The sequence below is a fragment of the Stenotrophomonas sp. 112478_Sma genome (assembly GCF_056479905.1).
Genome location: NZ_CM151072.1, coordinates 3,172,686 through 3,191,256, shown reverse-complemented (window position 1 = coordinate 3,191,256; position 18,571 = coordinate 3,172,686). Strand labels below are relative to the sequence as shown.

15 protein-coding genes, 1 pseudogene and 1 riboswitch are annotated in these 18,571 nt (G+C 67.5%); of the genes and pseudogenes, 10 read left to right on the top strand and 6 right to left on the bottom strand.

Annotation, left to right across the window (positions count from 1 at the left end; translation table 11 throughout):
- Positions 1 to 33 precede the first annotated feature (33 nt).
- From ACZK08_RS14645 to ACZK08_RS14630, 4 genes and pseudogenes are all read left to right on the top strand, one after another.
- Positions 34 to 219: a DUF2065 domain-containing protein gene (locus ACZK08_RS14645; RefSeq protein WP_053518621.1), complete on the top strand. Its 186-nt coding sequence runs from the start codon at positions 34 to 36 to the stop codon at positions 217 to 219.
- Between the two features lie 276 nt (positions 220 to 495).
- Positions 496 to 1,788 (top strand): adenylosuccinate synthase, encoded by a 1,293-nt coding sequence (locus ACZK08_RS14640; protein WP_053518619.1) that lies wholly within the window; start codon positions 496 to 498, stop codon positions 1,786 to 1,788.
- A gap of 150 nt (positions 1,789 to 1,938) precedes the next feature.
- Positions 1,939 to 2,295, top strand: a complete 357-nt coding sequence (locus tag ACZK08_RS14635; protein WP_065182644.1) for a hypothetical protein — start codon at positions 1,939 to 1,941, stop codon at positions 2,293 to 2,295.
- Between the two features lie 72 nt (positions 2,296 to 2,367).
- Positions 2,368 to 2,633: pseudogene (locus ACZK08_RS14630) on the top strand (hypothetical protein); the annotation flags it as partial.
- Between the two features lie 103 nt (positions 2,634 to 2,736).
- Here the strand turns inward: ACZK08_RS14630 and ACZK08_RS14625 are convergent.
- Positions 2,737 to 3,378, bottom strand: a complete 642-nt coding sequence (locus tag ACZK08_RS14625; RefSeq protein WP_065182645.1) for a M23 family metallopeptidase — start codon at positions 3,376 to 3,378, stop codon at positions 2,737 to 2,739.
- Between the two features lie 4 nt (positions 3,379 to 3,382).
- Positions 3,383 to 4,342 (bottom strand): L,D-transpeptidase family protein, encoded by a 960-nt coding sequence (locus tag ACZK08_RS14620; RefSeq protein ID WP_065182646.1) that lies wholly within the window; start codon positions 4,340 to 4,342, stop codon positions 3,383 to 3,385.
- A 235-nt stretch (positions 4,343 to 4,577) separates the two neighbouring features.
- Here ACZK08_RS14620 and ACZK08_RS14615 point away from each other — a divergent pair, with 235 nt between their 5' ends.
- Entirely contained in the window at positions 4,578 to 6,704 is a 2,127-nt protein-coding gene (locus tag ACZK08_RS14615) for a methyl-accepting chemotaxis protein (protein ID WP_478452247.1), read from the top strand.
- A 55-nt stretch (positions 6,705 to 6,759) separates the two neighbouring features.
- Here the strand turns inward: ACZK08_RS14615 and ACZK08_RS14610 are convergent, their stop codons facing one another.
- A complete protein-coding gene (locus tag ACZK08_RS14610; RefSeq protein ID WP_155761059.1) occupies positions 6,760 to 7,551 on the bottom strand; it encodes a hypothetical protein in 792 nt (263 codons plus the stop codon).
- A 108-nt stretch (positions 7,552 to 7,659) separates the two neighbouring features.
- On the opposite strand from ACZK08_RS14610, the gene ACZK08_RS14605 reads away from it, so the two are divergent.
- Complete coding sequence (locus ACZK08_RS14605) at positions 7,660 to 8,451, top strand: hypothetical protein (RefSeq protein ID WP_065182649.1); 792 nt, start codon at positions 7,660 to 7,662, stop codon at positions 8,449 to 8,451.
- Positions 8,452 to 8,551: 100 nt separating this feature from the next.
- On the opposite strand, the gene ACZK08_RS14600 is transcribed toward ACZK08_RS14605, so the two are convergent.
- Together ACZK08_RS14600 and ACZK08_RS14595 are read right to left on the bottom strand one after the other, a co-directional pair.
- Positions 8,552 to 8,998, bottom strand: coding sequence for a hypothetical protein (locus ACZK08_RS14600; RefSeq protein ID WP_065182650.1), 447 nt, complete (start codon positions 8,996 to 8,998; stop codon positions 8,552 to 8,554).
- Between the two features lie 35 nt (positions 8,999 to 9,033).
- On the bottom strand, positions 9,034 to 11,124 hold the full coding sequence (locus ACZK08_RS14595; RefSeq protein WP_065182651.1) for a catalase: 2,091 nt from the start codon (positions 11,122 to 11,124) through the stop codon (positions 9,034 to 9,036).
- Between the two features lie 113 nt (positions 11,125 to 11,237).
- Here ACZK08_RS14595 and ACZK08_RS14590 point away from each other — a divergent pair, with 113 nt between their 5' ends.
- From ACZK08_RS14590 to ACZK08_RS14580, 3 genes are all read left to right on the top strand, one after another.
- Positions 11,238 to 11,948: an AraC family transcriptional regulator gene (locus ACZK08_RS14590; protein WP_053519032.1), complete on the top strand. Its 711-nt coding sequence runs from the start codon at positions 11,238 to 11,240 to the stop codon at positions 11,946 to 11,948.
- An 82-nt stretch (positions 11,949 to 12,030) separates the two neighbouring features.
- Positions 12,031 to 13,401, top strand: coding sequence for an amino acid permease (locus ACZK08_RS14585; RefSeq protein ID WP_065174823.1), 1,371 nt, complete (start codon positions 12,031 to 12,033; stop codon positions 13,399 to 13,401).
- Positions 13,402 to 13,501: 100 nt separating this feature from the next.
- Positions 13,502 to 13,912 carry a VOC family protein gene (locus ACZK08_RS14580; RefSeq protein WP_053519027.1) on the top strand — a complete coding sequence of 137 codons (411 nt, stop codon included), beginning with the start codon at positions 13,502 to 13,504 and terminating at the stop codon, positions 13,910 to 13,912.
- An 83-nt stretch (positions 13,913 to 13,995) separates the two neighbouring features.
- Here the strand turns inward: ACZK08_RS14580 and gcvP are convergent, their stop codons facing one another.
- The gene (gcvP, locus tag ACZK08_RS14575; protein ID WP_065174824.1) at positions 13,996 to 16,863 is read right to left on the bottom strand and encodes an aminomethyl-transferring glycine dehydrogenase; all 2,868 of its coding nucleotides are present in this window, start codon (positions 16,861 to 16,863) and stop codon (positions 13,996 to 13,998) included.
- Positions 16,864 to 16,925: 62 nt separating this feature from the next.
- Positions 16,926 to 17,028: riboswitch (glycine riboswitch) on the bottom strand.
- Between the two features lie 301 nt (positions 17,029 to 17,329).
- On the opposite strand from gcvP, the gene ACZK08_RS14570 reads away from it, so the two are divergent.
- Positions 17,330 to 18,556: a multidrug effflux MFS transporter gene (locus tag ACZK08_RS14570; RefSeq protein WP_065182652.1), complete on the top strand. Its 1,227-nt coding sequence runs from the start codon at positions 17,330 to 17,332 to the stop codon at positions 18,554 to 18,556.
- Positions 18,557 to 18,571: the final 15 nt, after the last annotated feature.

The following is an 18,571-nucleotide window of genomic DNA, read 5'->3' as shown; positions in this document are numbered from 1 at the left end:
ATGCCGGGCCCCGTGCCATTTCTGGAGTTCCCGATGAAAGACCTGTTCGCGGCCGTGTGCCTGGTCGCGGTGCTGGAAGGCCTGTTCCTGTTCGCGGCCCCGCTGGCCTGGAAGCGCATGGCCGAGCGCCTGCTGGACCTGCCTGGACCGGCCCTGCGCAGCTTTGGCGGCCTGATCCTGCTGGCCGGCCTGAGCCTGCTGTGGTGGGCACGGCATTAGCAGCGGGTCATATTCCTTTCCGCAGGAAAGGGATCTGACCCCGTTTCGGGCCCCTGACCGCTGGGTGAAGCCGTCCGTCGGAAAGGTGGCACCCGACCCCGGAAACCCGGATAATGCACAAAAGCCGGACGGGCCTCCCCCGTTCGGCTTTTTCCGTGTCTGGGCCATCCATCGCCGGCCGCTCCCCGTTTGGAGCCGCCATGACCGCGCTGGCCACCCCCGCCACGGTTTACCCGTCCGCGGCCCCGATGGCCGCAACAAATCGAGGAGCCCGTCATGGGTCAGTCTGTCGTAGTGTTGGGTGCCCAGTGGGGCGATGAAGGCAAGGGCAAGATCGTCGATCTGCTCACTGAGGAAATCGGCGCGGTCGTGCGCTTCCAGGGCGGCCACAATGCCGGCCACACGCTGGTCATCAACGGCAAGAAGACCGTCCTGCACCTGATCCCGTCCGGCATCCTGCGCGACGACGCACTGTGCCTGATCGGCAACGGCGTGGTGATCTCGCCGGCCGCGCTGCAGAAGGAAATCGCCGAGCTGGAAACCTCCGGCGTGGAAGTGCGTTCGCGCCTGAAGATCTCCCCGGCCGCGCCGCTGATCATGCCGTACCACATCGCCCTGGACCAGGCGCGCGAACGCGCTGCCGGCGGCAAGGCGATCGGCACCACCGGGCGTGGCATCGGCCCGGCCTACGAAGACAAGGTGGCACGTCGCGGCATCCGCATTGCCGACCTGCATTACCCCAAGCAGCTGGAAGAACTCCTGCGCACCGCGCTGGATTACCACAACTTCGTGCTGACCAAGTACCTCAACACCGACGCGATCGACTTCCAGAAGACCTACGACGAGGCACTTGCCTTCGGCGAGTACGTCGAGCCGATGAAGTCCGACGTCGCCGGCATCCTGCACGACCTGCGCAAGCAGGGTAAGCGCGTGCTGTTCGAAGGCGCGCAGGGCGCGCTGCTGGACATCGACCACGGCACCTATCCGTACGTCACCAGCTCCAACACCACCGTCGGCGGCGCACTGGCCGGTGCCGGCGTGGGTGCCGATGCGATCGACTACGTGCTGGGCATCGCCAAGGCCTATGCCACCCGCGTCGGCGGCGGTCCGTTCCCGACCGAACTGGACGATGAGATCGGCCAGGGCATCCGCGACCGCGGCGCCGAGTACGGCGCCTCGACCGGCCGCCCGCGTCGCTGCGGCTGGATGGACATCGTCGCGCTCAAGCGCGCCGTGGCCATCAACGGCATCAGCGGCCTGTGCATCACCAAGCTGGACGTGCTGGACGGCATGGAGAAGCTGAAGGTCTGCATCGCCTACGAATACCGCGGCAAGCGTACCGAGTACGCGCCGCTGGACGCGCAGGGCTGGGAAGAGTGCACCCCGGTGTACCTGGAGTTCCCGGGCTGGAGCGAGAACACCCACGGCATCACCCAGTGGGATGACCTGCCGCCGGCCGCGCGCGCCTACCTGCGTTCGCTGGAGGAGCTGGCGGGCTGCCCGATCAGCATCGTCTCGACCGGCCCCGATCGCGACCACACCATGGTCCTGCAGGATCCGTTCGCCTGAGGTAGCGCCGGGCCATGTCCGGCGTGGTGGTGACGCTGTTCAATTGAAAAAAGAGCGCCGCGACTCCCGGTGGGGTCGCGGCGCTTCAGTTTGGGCCGGTTTCATCTGTCGGCGGTGGCGCTGTCAAGTGCAGCCACGGAAGCCGACACCATGACCGCTCGCAAGACCCCGCCGTTCCATGTTGTTGAGCCCATCAACGACGACGCCAATCCCGCCGACGATCTCAGCACGTTCCAGGGCTGCCTCACCCGCATCCGTGATGGCGAGGGCTCCGATGGCATGTTGTGGCCGGAGGAGAACCTGTCCGACGGACGACGTCAGTCCTTGGCGCGGATCGACCGTGCGGCCGTGGGCATCCTCACCGCGGTGGAGATGCTGCATGCGGCCAACCGTTGCGCCACCATGGCGACGCCGCGCAGGCACCTGGACGAAGGTGGGGTGGAAGGGCTGTTCTTCGCCTGCCGCGAACTTGCCGAGCCGGTCTGCAGAGAAGTCAGGCCGGCCTGACCCCCTTCCGCATGTGCGATGCCTGGCCTCGCCATCTGGCGAGGTATCGGGTGGGTTCACGCGCTTCAGACTGACTTCCGCGCTGGCGCGCGTTCGGGCGTGCCGGGCTCCGGCATCACCCGCGCGCTGGAATCGGTTGAGTCCGCTGGAATTGCCGCCTCGTACTTCGGCTATGGGCGTGGCGACGCACGTCCGCGCGGGCGTTCCTGGCTGTGGCTGACCGTGCTGGAGGTCTGTGGCCGTTCTTCTTCTGGCAGCCCCTGGCACTGCTGTTACTGATTGCCGGTGGCGGGCTGGCGACCGCCAGCATCGCGCTGCGGCGGTGGCGACGCCGGTAGCGCCGGGCCATGCCCGGCGGGGTACTTGTCAGATACCCAATACGGGTAGGATCGTGCCCAAATCGGGCATCACTGCGACTGGCTCTGCCACGCGGCAGACGCGCTACCCTCCCGCCTGCAACAGCGGGTACGGATTGATCGATTCCCCCTTCCACCACTGCTTCTCCGGCCCCAGCACGTGCACTTCGAAATGCAGGTGCGGGGCCTCGGCGCTGGCGTTGCCGGTGCTGCCTACGTAGCCAATCACCTCGCCACGCTTGATCACCTGCTTTTCGGCCAGGCCATCGGCATAGCGTTGCAGGTGGGCGTAGTAGTAGCACCAGTGCCCGCTCGGCTCGAACTGGTAGATCGTCAGCCCCCCACGCTTGCTGTCGAACAGCTTTTCCACCGTCCCATCGGCCACTGCCAGCACCGGAGTTCCTGCGTCGGCCATGATGTCGATTGCATCATGCACGCGCCCTTCGCTGCGGGCATCGGTGAAGGTATCGCGCAGCTGCGAAGGCAGTACGCCCTGCACCGGCAGCAGCAGGCCGCTTGCCGCATCGGTGGCGCTGGACGGCGGCACCGCCGTGGGAGCCGCAGCGCCCACACGCGGCGTCGCAGCCGCAACCTCCGGCGCCGCAGCCACCGCAGGTGGTGCTGCAGGCCGGGCAACCGCTACTGGCTCACCCGCATCGCGGCGCAGCCACCAGCCCATTCCCACACCCACCAGCACGCCCAGCACGATCAACTGCGAAAGTCGCATCGGCTCACTCCTGCATCACCACGGGAACGGAGGTATCGACCGCATCGGCCACGCGCAGTGCATCCCAGTTGGTCATGCGCACGCAGCCATGCGATTCGGTCTTGCCGACATGCCCGGGTACCGGCGTTCCGTGCAGGCCATAGTGGGGTTTGGACAGATCGATCCAGACCCGGCCGACCGGATTGTTCGGACCGGGCGGCAGCGTGGCCTTCTTCTCGCCTTTGCGCGCATCCCAGAACAGCTTGGGGTTGTAGTGGAACGGCGGGTCGCGATGGACGCCGAGAATCTTCCATTCACCGATCGGCAGCGGATCGTGCTGGCTGCCGGACGAAACCGGCACCTGTGCGATCACCTTGCCCTGCGCATCCAGCAACTGAAGAGTGGAATCGGACTTGTCGACCACGATCTTCGCCGCCTTCGGCAATGCCGCGGGGGCGATGTTGGGCACCTGGATACGGCTGCCGGCCTTGGCCAGATCGACGCCGGGGTTGAGCAACTTCAGAAGGGCAGGGGACGCGTGGAAGCGTTCACCGAGCGCTTCCTCGACGCTGCTGTAACCCAGCGACTTCAGCTTTGCCTGTGCGGCGGGTTTCTTGGGAATGGACTGGAACGGACCGGCAACATCCTCGGCCGTCAGCGTGTAGTTGGCCAGCGGCGCGATCGTCTCGGCCTGGAGAGCCTCCCAGGTGCTGTCGTCCAGCTCTCCGCTCACCGTCAGGCCGTGTGCCGCCTGGAAGCCGGCCACGGCCCGATGCTGGTTGCTGCCGACTTCACCGTCGATCTCGCCCGGGGAGAAATTGGCGCGATCCAGCAACACTTGGGCGTGCAGCGGCGAGCGGGCTGCTGTATGGGGTCCGGCCTGCTCGGCAATGGGCTCCGGCAGCTGGGCCGGCGGCGGTACCTGCGCGAAGGCGGGCGACACCAGCAAGGACAGGGCGAGCAGGGCGGGGCGGTACACGGGCATGAAGATCTCCGGCAGATGGCAGCTCCACCCTGCCCGCAGAGGCTGCGCAGCCTCCGTGAAAGCAACCTGATGCCGGCATGAGCAGGGCAGCCCCGGCGTGGCTCAGGCCCTTGTCGCAGAAGTACGGGGCGGGGCCTCACCAAGGTGAACGGCTGCCGACGCCCGTGCTTGTTGCCGATCAAGATTGCCGGTGGCGCGGCCGATACGGGCGCATCCCCCCGTTTTGGATGTACCCATGGATTACTTGAGGAATGTCAGGGTTGCCTGGCGTCTTGGGCTGGGCTTTGGCCTGTTGCTGCTGCTGGTCGCGGCCGTGGTGGCCACCGGCGCCACCGCCAGTGTCGTGCAGAAGCGCGCGATGCAGCAGGTAGTCGACGTCAGTGTGGCCAAGGTACGCCTGCTGTCGCAGATGCTCGATGCCAACAACCAGATGATGGTAGTGCGCCGCGAAATGCTGATCCGCCAGGGCGAAGACCGCGGCAGCGACGAGAAGCGCATTGCCGACCTGGTCAAGCGCTACGAGGCGGATTGGTCCGCCTATCAGGCACTGCCGAGCGATGCCGAGGGCAAGGCCATCGCTGAAACCATCGCGGCCAAGCGCGCCCTTGCGCGCCCGCTCAACAAGCAGACCAGCGAACTGATGGAGCAGGGCGACTACCCCGCTGCCGTGGCACTGACCCTGGGGCCGGTGCAGTACGCGGCCAACGGCTGGAACAAGGCATTGTCCGAGGGAGTCGACTTCGAAGAGAAGGAAAGCCGCGAGGCCGCCGCCGAGGCGATCCGCCTGGGTGAACGCAGTCTGCTGCAGTTGCTGGTGCTGGGAGGCGTGGCCCTGCTGGTCGGCATTGCCGCCTCGGTGATGATCGGTCGCAGCCTGACCGGTCCGCTGGCACGCGCGGTGAACCTGGCCGAGCGCCTGTCCAAGGGCCAGCTGGACCAGGAATTCCGCCTCGGCGGCGGTGACGAGCTGACCCGGCTGGGCGAGGCGATGGCCAGCGTGCGGCAGAGCGTGCAGGCCGCCATCGGGGCGCAGATGCACATGGCCGAGCAGCACGAGGCGGGTGCGATCCGCTACCGCATGGACGCCAGCGCGTTTCCGGGCGATTTCGGGCGCATGGTGCAGGCCACCAACAGCCTGGTGGAATCACACGTGCAGGTGGAACTGCTGATGGCCGAGGTCATGCAGCGCTATGCCATCGGCGACCTCAGCCGCGACCTTCCGGACTATCCCGGCGAGAAGGGTACGCTGACCCGCACCCTGGCCGCAGTGAAACAGAGCCTGCTGGCAGTCAACACCCAGATTGACGACCTGGTCCGCGCGGCGCGCGCCGGAGATTTCAGCGTGCGTGGGGATGCCAGTGCGTTCCAGTATCAGTTCAGGGCGATGGTCGAGCAGCTCAACGGCATGATGGCCAGTTCGCAGGCCAGCATCGCCGACGTCTCCGATGTGCTGCGCGCGATCTCCGGGGGCGACCTCACTGCGCGCATGTACGGTCACTACGACGGCGTGTTCGCCCGCATGCGCGACGATGCCAACACCACCACGGCCCAGCTGACCGGCATCGTGCGCGGCATCCAGGACGCTGCCGACAGCATCAACACTGCCGCGCAGGAGCTCGCCGCCGGCAACAGCGACCTGTCGCGCCGTACCGAACAGCAGGCCGCCAACCTGGAAGAAGCGGCGGCATCGATGGAAGAACTGACCTCGACCGTCCGCCAGAATGCCGAGCTGGCCCGCCAGGCCGACAGCGAGGCACACGCTGCCGGCGCGGCGGTGCGGGCCACCGAACAGGCAATGGCACAGATGGCATCTGTGATGGGAGAGATCGATCAGTCCTCGGCGCGCATCTCGGAAATCTCCACGGTCATCGATGGCATCGCCTTCCAGACCAACATCCTGGCCTTGAACGCTGCGGTGGAAGCTGCCCGCGCGGGTGAGCAGGGCCGCGGCTTTGCCGTGGTCGCCAGTGAAGTGCGCACGCTGGCGCAGCGTGCGGGCATCGCCGCCAAGGAGATCAAGGAACTCATCGAAGAGGCGGCAGGCAAGGTGCAGAGCGGTCTGGCGGTCACGGTCGAGTCGGAAGCGGCCATTGCACGCTTGGCACAGGCCAGCGCACGCACCAACCAGCTGATGAGTGACATCGCTGCGGCGAGCAAGGAACAGGCGGCCGGCATCGAACAGGTCAATCAGGTGGTGGTGCAGATGGATCAGGTGACCCAGCAGAATGCCGCACTGGTGGAAGAAGCCACTGCCGCCAGCCGCGCGCTGGAAGAGCAGGCCAATGCGCTGACCGCGTCGGTCGCGGTGTTCCATATCGAGCAGAGCGGTGCAGTCCGCACGGTGGCAGCACGCGCGGCCTGACCGTCGGCAGCCGCCTGCAGGCCCGGGCCGCCACGTGTTCGCGCGTGGTGGCCGGTCAGTCCTGCATGCGGCGGATGCGGCCGTCCTCGATCTTCCAGATCACGTCCTTACCCGTGGAGACGTACAGCGGCGAGCGGGCCCACAGGCTCCAGAACACATGGATCTCGGTCGGTGTCGGGTCCTGCAGATGGGTGATGAACATCGCCGCACCGGGTGGCGCACGCTTCAGCTGGATGCAGCTGTGGGTGAAGGCGCGGCGGGAGACGATCCGACCGTGGGCGATGTCGAGACGATGCGTGCCGCCCAGCGGAACTACGGCAGGATCGGTGGTGGCGGGCAGCAGGTAGACCGTCCACGCATCGGCGGCCGTACCGGGCGCCGGAAGAACCACGCTGTTGTAGGTCTGCGCGCAGGCGTCGAAGGCGCTGTTCAACGCCAGCGCCCGTGCGGCGGCAGCGCCGGCCTGGTAGGTCGTTGGCGCCGCTGGAACATCCAGAGTCTCGGTTGCGCCGGTCATCCTTCCCTGCGCGTCGGTGGCGGCCCGATACAGGACCATTGCGCCGTCGCCGATCATGCTGACTTCGTAGTGGCTGCCGCGCTGTTCGGTTATCCAGCCCCTTACCCGGGTGTCACCGCGCATGCCCTGTTCGAGCAGGGCGTCGGTTGCGCGCTCGGCCGCCAGGTCGTGCTCGAACATCTGCCGGCCACGCGCTTCAGCCTGTGCGACGGCCTGCGCGGTACCCACATCGTCCGCTGGCGCGGCGGGAGCCCGCGCATTGCCGGAAACGGCCGGTGACGCGGCGCAGAGCCACGCCAGCAGCCCCAACATGCCAGTCCATCGTTTCATGGCCCTTTCCTCCGCTCTGCGCCCTGCGGCACCGTGGAGTATGCCGCAGGCCGGTGGTCTACCGCGCGCCACCTTTTTCGGCGATGCTCGCTGAAAAGGGGAGCGGGCATGGACAACAGGGAACCGGAAGGGACCTATGGCGATGTGCCGCGGGTGCAGGGCATCGAGGTGGCTGCGGCGCCACCGGAGCCGGAAGCAGCGACCGACTGGTCGATGCTGCCGCTGACCCGTGGTGATGATGACTCGGCGGTGATGCAGGCGCTGTCCCGCATGCGCCGTGAGCCGGCGTTGCTGTTCACCACTGCCTATCTGCTGGTGTCGCTGCTGGGGCTGTGGTGCAGCTTCTGGTTCTACCGGGGATTCGAGCTGTCGATTCTGGATTACCTGCAGCCCAGCGATTTCCTGGTGGCCGGCATCCGTGACCCGGCCTATGCACTGCTGCTGGCTGCGGGCGTGCTGCTGGTGCTGCTGGTGAGCTGGCCGGACACGCTACGGATGCGCAATGCGGCCAAGCTCGAGCAACTGCGCGCACGCAACTGGGCATGGCGGGCGGTGCTCATGCGCTCGGTACTGACCAGCTGGGAGGGCGTAGGTCTGCGGCCGCTGACGGCGATGACCCTGGCCGTGGCCGCTTTCATGGCCATCGGCGCGGCCAACTACGTGCAGGTGCGGGGGCAGCAGATCCGCAACGAGGGACGTGGGGAAGTGATCCGCCTGCAGTTGAACGGCGACGCGGCGCCCTTGCCTGGCACCGCGCGCCTGCTGGGCTCCAGCAGCGCATTCCTGTTCGTCTGGTGGCCGCAGCAGCGACGGGCCGAAGCGATTCCGATAGCTGCGGTGCGCAAGCTGCAGGCGGTGGCCGTGGCGGCACCCGCGCCCAAGGGCCGGGCCGGCGATTGACTGAGCCGTGGCGCCGCCGGGTGCTCATGCTGCCCGGCGTGCGCCACGTCACCGTGCAGGGCCGCAGGCATCGTGTGCCCGCTGCGCTGCCGGGTGCATCTCAACCGCCTGCGCGGGTCCGCGCGGCCTTCTTCGCGGCGGTCGAGCGTGCCGCCTTCTTTGCCGCCCGGGTTGCCGCTGCCTTCTTCGCGGCCGCACTGCGCGTGCTGGCGGTGGACTTCTTCGCGGGCGCTTTCTTCGCGGCAGTCTTCTTTGCGGCCTTCTTCGCCGGTGCTTTTCCCGCAGTGCTCTTCGTTGCGGCCTTCTTTGCCGGTGCTTTCTTCGCCGCCTTCTTCACAGTCTTCTTCGCCGCCTTCTTCGCAGTCTTCTTGGCGCCCTTGCGGGCACTGCCACTGCGCTTGCCTCCGCCATCCTGCTTGTTCACGGTGGCCCACGCGATGCGCTCGGCGGTGCTCTCACTGGCACCACGCTCGCGCTCGCTTTCCTCGATGTGTTCGGCCTGGCGCTTTTGCTTGTCGGTATAGGCGGATTTGTCTCCACGGGGCATGACACGTCTCCTTGCAGGCGATGGGGGTGAGGCGGTCAGGCCAGTTGCCGCAGCTTCGGTTCGCGGGCCCACTGGCGGGTGGCGGCGACGGCGAGGAAAGCGCCGGCATCGCCCGCGTCGACGATGCCTGCATCCTTGCCCACGCGCGCCGCCTTGAGCAGCACCCGGCCTCCTTCATCGCTGCCGATGGCCTTCAGGTGTGCCCACGCGGTGCTGGCAAATTCCAGCCCCGCGCTGTCGCTGGACAGCCGCTTGCCGGCCTCCTCGCTGAGCACGATCGCGACCGCATCGAACACCGCCGATGGAGTCCCCGCCAGTTGCCCGTCGGCCGCTTGCAGCTTGCCGTTGCTCAGGGTGGCGCCGCCCACCTTGGGAGCCACCAGCTTCACCGCGGCACCGGCCTTCTCTGCGGCCTTGCGCAGGCTGCTGATGACACCGGCATCGGAGCCTTCATCAAACAGGATGCCGATGCAGCGCCCTTGCAGGGTGGGTTTGTTGCGGCCAATCACGCGGACTTCCGGTGCGGGGGGCATGTCCTGTGCAGGCGTAGCAGTGGGCGCCGGGTCGGGCAGGGCGGGCAGCGCCAGTCCTTCCGCCACCCGCTGCGCGAGGGTTTCGTCGATGTTGCGCAGGTGGCTGACGGTACGCACCCGCACTTTCAGCGTTTCCACCTTGGACAGCTCGAACACCAGCGCCGAGGCCAGATGGGCCTGCTCGGGTGCTTCCAGGCTGCGGAAGAACATCCGTGCCTGGCTGTAATGGTCGGCGAAGCTCTCGGCACGCGTGCGCCCCTTGCGGCCGTCATCCGCGCTGGCATGGCTGCGGAATCCGGCCGGTGTCTCGCGCGGGCTGTCGTCCTCCAGCGAACTGGGGTCGTAGGCCACGCGGCCCTTGGGCACCTGCATCTGCATATGCCCATCGCGCTGGTGGTTGGCAAACGGGCACTTTGGCGCATTCACCGGGATCTGGTGGAAGTTGGGTCCGCCCAGGCGGATCAGCTGGGTATCCAGGTAGGAGAACAGCCGGCCCTGCAGCAGCGGGTCGTTGCTGAAGTCGATGCCGGGCGGCACGTTGGCCGGGCAGAAGGCCACCTGCTCGGTTTCGGCGAAGAAGTTGTCCGGCCAGCGATCCAGCACCATGCGCCCGATCACCTTCAGCGGCACCAGCGATTCGGGAATGATCTTGGTCGGGTCCAGGTGATCGAACGGAAATGCGTCGGCCTCCTCTTCCGTGAACAGCTGCACGGCCAGTTCCCATTCGGGGAAGTCGCCACGCTCGATCGCCTCGAACAGGTCGCGCCGATGGAAATCGTTGTCCGCGGCCTGCAGCTTCAACGCCTCGTCCCACACCGTGGACTGGATGCCCAGCTTCGGCCGCCAGTGGAATTTGACGAAGGTGGAGTCGCCGGCCTCGTTCAACAGGCGGAAGCTGTGCACGCCGAAGCCTTCGATCATGCGCAGCGAGCGTGGAATGGCGCGGTCGCTCATCGCCCACATGATCATGTGCATCGATTCGGGCATCAACGAAATGAAGTCCCAGAACGTGTCGTGCGCGCTCGCTGCCTGCGGGAACGCGCGGTCCGGTTCCATCTTCACCGCATGCACCAGGTCGGGAAACTTCATTGCGTCCTGGATGAAGAACACCGGGATGTTGTTGCCCACCAGGTCCCAGTTGCCTTCAGGTGTGTAGAACTTCACCGCGAAACCCCGCACGTCGCGGGGGGTGTCGACCGACCCGGCACCGCCGGCCACGGTGGAAAAGCGGGTGAACACCGGAGTCTTCTTTCCGACTTCGCCAAGGATGCGCGCACGGGTGTACTTGGCCAGCGAGTGAGTGAGTTCGAAATAGCCGTGGGCGGCGCTGCCGCGGGCATGCACGATGCGCTCCGGGATGCGCTCATGGTCGAAGTGGGTGATCTTCTCGCGGAGGATGAAGTCCTCCAGCAGGGTGGGGCCTCGTGGGCCCTGGCGCAGCGAGTTCTGGTTGTCGGCGACGGGGATGCCCTGGGCCGTGGTCATCGGGGGGTGCGTGCCGCCGGCGTGCAGGTGCAGTTCGTCGCCGTCGCCACGGCGATGGTCGGGGGAGGGGGCGGGTGCGCGCTTGCCGGAGGGCTTGCTGGCGGCCATGGGTTCAGGTCCTGTAGCGGGGAAGTCAACCTCTACCCTCGCGCGCCAGACGTTAAGCCCCGGTCCCGCGCAGGTGATCGCGCGGACAAGGGCGCCTCGGCTATGCTTGGCGCATGCGAGTCGAGCCCGCCGACATCGAAGCCCTGTTCGACGCCATCCCGGACGTGCTGTTCTTCATAAAGGACCGCCAGGGCCGTTACACCCACGTCAACCAGACCATGCTGCGGCGGCTGGGCCTGCGCGCGCGCAAGGACGTGATCGGGCGTACCGCGGCCGAGATCTACCCGACCGGCCTCAGTGCGGACTATGTCGACCAGGACGCACGCGTGCTGTCCGGCGAGGTGATCGAGAACCTGATGGAGCTGCACCTGTTCGCCAACCGCGAGCCGGGCTGGTGCCTGACCTGCAAGCGGCCGCTGGTGGTCGACGGCAGCATCGAGGGCCTGATCGGCATCTCGCGCGACCTGGGCCAGAAAGACAGCCTGGGAACCCAGTACGAGCAGCTGCGGCTGGCCCTGGCCCATCTCAACGCGCATTACGCCGAGAACGTGCGCATGCAGACATTGCTGGACATCACCGGGTTCTCGCTGTCCAAGCTGGAGCGCAGCTTCCGCAAGGTGTTCCAGATGACCCCGCAGCAGGTGCTGACGCGGCTGCGGATCCAGATGGCCATGCATCTGCTGCATGGCGACGACAGCATCGCCTGCATCGGCCAGGCCTGCGGGTTCAGTGACCAGAGCGCGTTCACCCGCAAGTTCAAGGCCGAAACCGGTTTCTCGCCGCGCGCCTACCGCGCCCGCATCGGCGAGCCGGCGCTGGCCTGAGCGGCCTGCTGCACTGTGCCTATCCCCACAGGCGCGGGACAGGGTAAGGTGACGCCCCTGTAGCCGCCGCCCACTCCTGCCGATGCCCGCCAGCCCCGTTACGCCTGCCTCGCCCTCCCGCCTGGGCCATTCGCTCAAGCCACGCCAGCTGATCATGATGGGGTTGGGCAGCGCCATCGGCGCGGGCCTGTTCCTGGGGTCCGGTGTGGGCGTACAGGCGGCCGGCCCGGCGGTGCTGGTGTCGTACCTGGTGGCCGGCGCACTGGTGATCATCGTGATGAACGCACTGGGCGAAATGGCGGCGGCCAAGCCGACCAGCGGCGCGTTCTCGGTCTATGCCGCCGACGCCATGGGCGCCACGGCAGGGGCGACTGTCGGCTGGCTCTGGTGGGTACAGCTGGTGATCGTGATCGCCGCCGAGGCCGTGGGAGCGGCGGGCCTGCTGGCCACGGTCTGGCCGGCCATTCCGGTGCCGATGGCCGCCCTGGCGTTCATGCTGTTCTTCACCGCGATCAACCTGCTGGGGGTCAGGAATTTCGGTGAGTTCGAGTTCTGGTTCGCCATTCTCAAGGTGGTGGCGATCCTGGCGTTCATCGCCATCGGTTTCGCGCTGCTGATGGGCTGGCTACCGCAGGTGACCTCTCCGGGACTGAGCAACTTCACCGCACACGGCGGTTTTGCACCGCAGGGCCTGGCCGGTATCGGCGCAGCCCTGCTGGTGGTGGTGTTCGCCTTCGGCGGCACCGAGATCGTGGCCGTTGCCGCGGCCGAGACCGAGGATCCCGAGCGCAGCATCGCCCGCGCCATCCGCACCGTGGCCTGGCGCATCCTGGTGTTCTACATCGGCTCGCTGAGCGTGATCATCGCCGTGGTGCCGTGGACCAGCGAAGCGCTGAAGTCGCCGTTCGCCGCGGTGCTGGATGCGGCCCGCATTCCGGGGGCGGGCACGGCCATCACGCTGATCGCAGTGATCGCCCTGCTGTCGGCCCTCAACGCCAACCTCTACGGCGCGTCGCGGATGATGTATTCGCTGGCGCAGCGCCGCGAGGCACCGGCCGTGCTGGGCTGGACCGACCCGCGGCAGGTGCCGGTGATCGCCGTTCTGGCCAGCGTGCTGTTCGGGTTTGCCGCGACGGTGATGGAACTGCTGTTCCCGGACAAGGTGCTGCCGGTGCTGCTGAACATCGTCGGCTCGACCTGCCTGCTGGTGTGGACGCTGTCGCTGCTTTCTCAACTGGTGCTGCGCCGCCGTGCGGACCGCCTCGGCTCGCGCCTGCCGTTCCGCATGGCCGGTTTCCCGTGGCTGACCTGCTGCGCCCTGGCGATCCTGGCACTGATCTTCGGCCTGCTGCTGAGCGAGGCGCATACGCGCCTGCAGTTCCTGTCGATGGTGGCCCTGACCGCCACGATCGCGGCCGGCAGTGCCATCGCGCGCCGCATGCGCGAGGCCTGATCCGTACAGCCGAGCGTGGGCTCGGCTCTACAGCGGGCATACATCCCGCGTGCCATCCTGTTCGCGGGGCCGTCATCGGCCCGCTGAACTGGAGCACCCCATGCTGCGCAGTCGTCCGTTCCTGATGTTCACCGGCCAGGCCGAGGCGGCCCTGGCCCTGTACGCCGAGGCGTTCGCCGATTTCCGGCTGCTTGCCCTGCAACGCCATCCCGACGGCGCAGGGGCGGGAGTGCCCGGCCAGGTGCGGCAGGCGACCTTCATGCTCGGCGGCACCAACTATCTGTGCTTCGACAGCCTGGATGTGCACGACTTCACCTTCAGTCCGTCGATCTCGCTGTTCGTCGAGTGCGGTGGCGCCGAACAGTTCGAGCGCGCGGCGCGCGTGCTGGGCGAGGGCGGGCACTGGCTGATGCCGGTGGGCGACTACGATTTCAGCAACCGCTACGGCTGGGTGCAGGACCGGTTCGGTGTGTCCTGGCAGTTGAGCCTGGGGCAGATGCCGGATCCGTGATCGGTTCAGCCGCTGCGCTCGCCGGGCATGGCCCGGCGCTACCGTAAACGAAAACGGCCCGCTTGCGCGGGCCGTTCCGTCAATCACGCTTCGACTTCATCGTCCTTGTAGGCGTCGACCGGGATGCAGGCGCACATCACGTTCTTGTCGCCGTAGACGTTGTCGACGCGGGCCACCGGCGGCCAGTACTTCTGCAGCTTCAGGCTGGGCAGCGGGAAGGCGGCCAGCTCGCGCGGGTAGGCGTGGGTCCACTCGCTGGCCGTCACCGCGGTGGCGGTGTGCGGCGCGTTCTTCAGCGGATTGTCCTCGCGGTCCAGGCGGCCATCCTCGATCGCACGGATTTCCTCGCGGATCTGGATCATGGCGTCGATGAAGCGGTCCAGCTCATGCAGCGACTCGCTTTCGGTGGGCTCGACCATCAGCGTGCCGGCCACCGGGAAGCTCAGCGTCGGCGCGTGGAAGCCGAAGTCGATCAGGCGCTTGGCCACGTCCTCGGCGCCGATGCCGCTGCTCTTCTCCAGCGGGCGCACATCGAGGATGCACTCATGCGCCACCAGGCCATTGCGGCCGGTGTACAGCGTCCTGAAGTGCGGCGCCAGGCGCTTGGCGATGTAGTTGGCATTGAGCTGCGCGACCTGGGTCGCCTTGCGCAGGCCCTCGCGGCCCATCATCGCGATGTACATCCAGCTGATCGGCAGGATCGAGGCGCTGCCGAAGCTGGCGGCGCTGACCATGCCGACCGGGCCGTTGTCACCCAGCTTGCCCGGCAGGAACGGGGCCAGGTGCGCCTTGACCGCGCACGGGCCGACGCCCGGGCCGCCGCCGCCGTGCGGGATGCAGAAGGTCTTGTGCAGGTTCAGGTGGGAAACGTCCGAACCCCACTTGCCCGGCTTGGCCACGCCGACCAGGGCGTTCATGTTGGCACCGTCGGTGTACACCTGGCCGCCGTGCTTGTGGATGATCTCGCAGATCTCGACCACCTCCTCCTCGAACACGCCGTGCGTGGACGGGTAGGTCATCATGATCGCGGCCAGGCGGTCGCTGTACTTCTCGGCGTTGAGGCGGATGTCCTCGACATCGACGTTGCCGTTGGCATCGGTCTTGGTGACCACCACCTTCATGCCGCACATCTGTGCCGAGGCCGGGTTGGTACCGTGGGCCGAATCCGGAATCAGGCAGATGTCGCGATGCTCCTCACCACGCGAGCGGTGGTAGGCGCGGATCGCCAGCAGGCCGGCGTACTCGCCCTGTGCACCCGAGTTCGGCTGCAGGCTGACCGCATCGTAGCCGGTGCATTCGACCAGCATCGCTTCCAGCGACTCGATCAGTTCCTTGTAGCCCAGCGCCTGGTCGGCCGGCACCAGCGGATGGATCTGCGAGAACTCCGGCCAGGTCACCGGGATCATCTCGGCGGTGGCGTTGAGCTTCATGGTGCACGAGCCCAGCGGGATCATCGTGCGGTCCATCGCCAGGTCCTTGTCGGCCAGTGAACGCAGGTAGCGCAGCAGTTCGTGCTCGCTGTGGTGCGTGTTGAACACCGGATGGGTCAGGAACGCGGACTGGCGCAGCAGCCCGGCCGGCAGCGCGTCGGCGGTGCTGGCATCCAGCGCATCCACATCGGCTTGGGCACCGAAGACGGCGGCCAGCGCAACCACATCGGCGCGGGTGGCGGTCTCGTCCAGGCTGATGCCGACCGAGTCGCTGTCGATCGCGCGCAGGTTGTAGCCGGCGGCGCGCGCCTTGGCGTGGATCTCATCGGCGTGCACGCCGGTGACGTGCAGGGTGTCGAAGAAGTCGCCAGCAACCTGCACGCCGGCCTTGCGCAGTGCGGCGGCCAGGATCGCGGCCAGGCGGTGGGTGCGGCGGGCGATGCGGGTCAGGCCTTCCGGACCGTGGTAGACGGCGTACATCGAGGCCATCACCGCCAGCAGGACCTGTGCGGTACAGATGTTGGAGGTGGCCTTCTCGCGGCGGATATGCTGCTCGCGGGTCTGCAGGGTCAGGCGGTAGGCCGGGTTGCCCTGCGCATCGATCGAGACGCCGATCAGGCGGCCGGGCATCGAGCGCTTGTAGGCGTCACGGCAGGCCATGAACGCCGCGTGCGGGCCACCAAAGCCGAACGGCACGCCGAAACGCTGGCTGTTGCCGACCACGATGTCCGCGCCCCATTCGCCCGGTGCGGCGAGCAGGGTCAGCGCCAGCAGATCGGTGGCCACGGCGACCAGGCCGCCGCGTGCATGCACGGCCTCGACCAGTGCCCGGTAGTCGGCCACCTGGCCGAACGTATCCGGGTACTGCAGCAGCACGCCGAAGCTGTCCGCTTCCAGCGCTTCGGCCGGGGTGCCGACGCGCAGCACGATGCCCATGGGCTCGGCGCGGGTGCGCAGCAGCTCCAGGGTCTGCGGGTGCACGGCATCGTGCACGAAGAAGGTGTCCGACTTCGACTTGGCCGAACGCTTGGCCAGGGTCATCGCTTCGGCCGCTGCGGTGGCTTCGTCCAGCAGCGAGGCGTTGGCGATCTCCATGCCGGTCAGGTCGGCGCACAGGGTCTGGAAGTTGATCAGCGCTTCCATGCGGCCCTGCGAGATCTCTGCCTGGTACGGGGTGTAGGCGGTGTACCAGGCCGGGTTTTCCAGGATGTTGCGCAGGATCACGTTCGGCGTGTGGGTGCCGTAATACCCCTGGCCGATGAAGCTGCGCAGCACGGTGTTCTTGTCGGCGATCGCGCGGATCTTCGCCAGCGCCTCCACTTCGGTGATCGACTCCGGCAGCGCCAGCGCTGCCGGCGACTTGATCTTGGCCGGCACGATGGCATCGGTCATCGCATCCAGCGACGCGTGGCCGACGACGTCGAGCATCTGCGCGATCTCGGCGTCGTTGGGGCCGATATGACGCTCGACGAACGCACTGTGGTGCTCGAGCTCACGCAGGGAAGGGGTGTTCTGGGACATGGCGAAGGATCCGTCAGGAAAGGGCACACGCACGGGCACAGGCCGCCGGATGGCGGGCTGCGGGGCGCCCCTCTGTCCTTTTGCCTGAGAGTTTGGAAGCGCGGCTGGCCGCAGCTTCGTGCCCCTTCGGCGCCGGATCGAACCGGTCTCTCCAGAGTTGTGTTGCGGGTGGTATCGGGCCTGAGCGATTACGGGCGTTGCGCCTTCGGCAGCGGTGTTCCGCTTCTCCCACCGTGTTGCCCGCCGATTATAGCCGGTTATGGCCTGCTGCCGGGGCCGCCCGGGCAGGGTCGGCGCCTGAATGGCCGATGGCCCGGGGCGTGCGTTTTGTGCGGTGCTGCATGGCATCGGGCGCATTCCCCGCCTATGATGGGCGGATACCCGAATTCATCTGGCGCCGTCCCTGCTGCAGCGGGACCGGCGCCCGCCGTGCGTGCCGCGCATGGCCTTGCCGGACACCGTTCACATGACCGCCGCTGTTGCTCCGTCCACCCGTCGCATGGCCCTGCTGCTCGCGGGCCTGGCCATGTTCGGCCCGTTCTCCATCGACACCATTTTCCCGGCCTTCCCGCAGCTGGCCCAGCGCTTGGCGGTGGATGAGGTGGCCGTCCAGCAGACCATCAGCGTCTACCTGCTGTTCTATGGCCTGATGAGCCTGGCGCACGGGCCGCTGTCGGATGCCTGGGGCCGCAAGCGGGTGATTCTCGGCGGCCTGGTGGTATTTGCCGGGGCCTCGGTCGGCTGCGCGCTGTCCACCGATCTGCCGACCCTGCTGGCGTTCCGCGCGCTGCAGGGCCTGTCGGCGGGCGTGGGCATGATCGTCGGCCGCGCGGTGATCCGTGACCTGTACCACGGCCATGACGCCCAGCGGTTGATGAGCCAGGTCTCGATGCTGTTCGGCATCGCGCCGGCCATCGCCCCGATCATCGGTGGCTGGATTCTGCTCAGCGGTGCCGGCTGGCCGCTGATCTTCTGGTTCCTCGTGGTGTTCTCGCTGCTGCTGCTGGTGGCCACCGCGCGCTTCCTGCCGGAAACGCATCCGCCGGAGGCGCGGGTACCGCTGTCGCCGCGCGCACTGCTGCGTGACTATGTGCGCATCGGCTTCAACCCGCGTTTCCTGCGCCTGGCACTGGCCGGCAGCATCGGCTTCGGCGGCATTTTCCTGTACATCGCGTCCGCGCCGGTGTTCGTGATGCAGCACCTGCATCTGGGCGAAGGCGACTTCGCCTGGCTGTTCATTCCCACCATCGGTGGCATGACGGCCGGCGCGTTCCTGTCCGGGCGCATGGCCGGGCACACCACGCCGACCCGGCAGGTGACCATCGGCTTCTCCCTGTGCGCGCTGTCGACACTGCTCAACGTCGGCTACGTGGTGCTGGCGCCGCAGTTCGCGCTGCCGTGGGCGGTACTGCCCATTTTCCTGGGCGGCATGGGCATGGCGCTGATCTTCCCGATCCTGGCGCTGGCCGTGCTCGACATGTATCCGCACCAGCGCGGCCTGGCCTCGTCGCTGCAGGCCTTCGCGCAGCTGATGGTCAGCACCGTGGTGGCCGGCGTCGTGTCGCCCCTGCTCAGTGCCAGCCCGCTGCATCTGGCGCTGGGCCAGGCCGGCTTCTTCGCCGCCGGGTTTGTGTTCTGGTACTGGGAACACCGCCGTGAGCGCGCAGTGCAGGCCGTGGTCACGGACCTCTGACCGGCCGCAGGGGCG

Excerpts from the sequence above, each read along its gene's own strand:
- ACZK08_RS14645 (WP_053518621.1), top strand. The coding sequence starts at position 34 with ATGAAAGACCTGTTCGCGGCCGTGTGCCTGGTCGCGGTGCTGGAAGGC.
- ACZK08_RS14640 (WP_053518619.1), top strand. The coding sequence starts at position 496 with ATGGGTCAGTCTGTCGTAGTGTTGGGTGCCCAGTGGGGCGATGAAGGC.
- ACZK08_RS14635 (WP_065182644.1), top strand. The coding sequence starts at position 1,939 with ATGACCGCTCGCAAGACCCCGCCGTTCCATGTTGTTGAGCCCATCAAC.
- ACZK08_RS14625 (WP_065182645.1), bottom strand. The coding sequence starts at position 3,378 with ATGCGACTTTCGCAGTTGATCGTGCTGGGCGTGCTGGTGGGTGTGGGA.
- ACZK08_RS14620 (WP_065182646.1), bottom strand. The coding sequence starts at position 4,342 with ATGCCCGTGTACCGCCCCGCCCTGCTCGCCCTGTCCTTGCTGGTGTCG.
- ACZK08_RS14615 (WP_478452247.1), top strand. The coding sequence starts at position 4,578 with ATGGATTACTTGAGGAATGTCAGGGTTGCCTGGCGTCTTGGGCTGGGC.
- ACZK08_RS14610 (WP_155761059.1), bottom strand. The coding sequence starts at position 7,551 with ATGAAACGATGGACTGGCATGTTGGGGCTGCTGGCGTGGCTCTGCGCC.
- ACZK08_RS14605 (WP_065182649.1), top strand. The coding sequence starts at position 7,660 with ATGGACAACAGGGAACCGGAAGGGACCTATGGCGATGTGCCGCGGGTG.
- ACZK08_RS14600 (WP_065182650.1), bottom strand. The coding sequence starts at position 8,998 with ATGCCCCGTGGAGACAAATCCGCCTATACCGACAAGCAAAAGCGCCAG.
- ACZK08_RS14595 (WP_065182651.1), bottom strand. The coding sequence starts at position 11,124 with ATGGCCGCCAGCAAGCCCTCCGGCAAGCGCGCACCCGCCCCCTCCCCC.
- ACZK08_RS14590 (WP_053519032.1), top strand. The coding sequence starts at position 11,238 with ATGCGAGTCGAGCCCGCCGACATCGAAGCCCTGTTCGACGCCATCCCG.
- ACZK08_RS14585 (WP_065174823.1), top strand. The coding sequence starts at position 12,031 with ATGCCCGCCAGCCCCGTTACGCCTGCCTCGCCCTCCCGCCTGGGCCAT.
- ACZK08_RS14580 (WP_053519027.1), top strand. The coding sequence starts at position 13,502 with ATGCTGCGCAGTCGTCCGTTCCTGATGTTCACCGGCCAGGCCGAGGCG.
- gcvP (WP_065174824.1), bottom strand. The coding sequence starts at position 16,863 with ATGTCCCAGAACACCCCTTCCCTGCGTGAGCTCGAGCACCACAGTGCG.
- ACZK08_RS14570 (WP_065182652.1), top strand. The coding sequence starts at position 17,330 with ATGACCGCCGCTGTTGCTCCGTCCACCCGTCGCATGGCCCTGCTGCTC.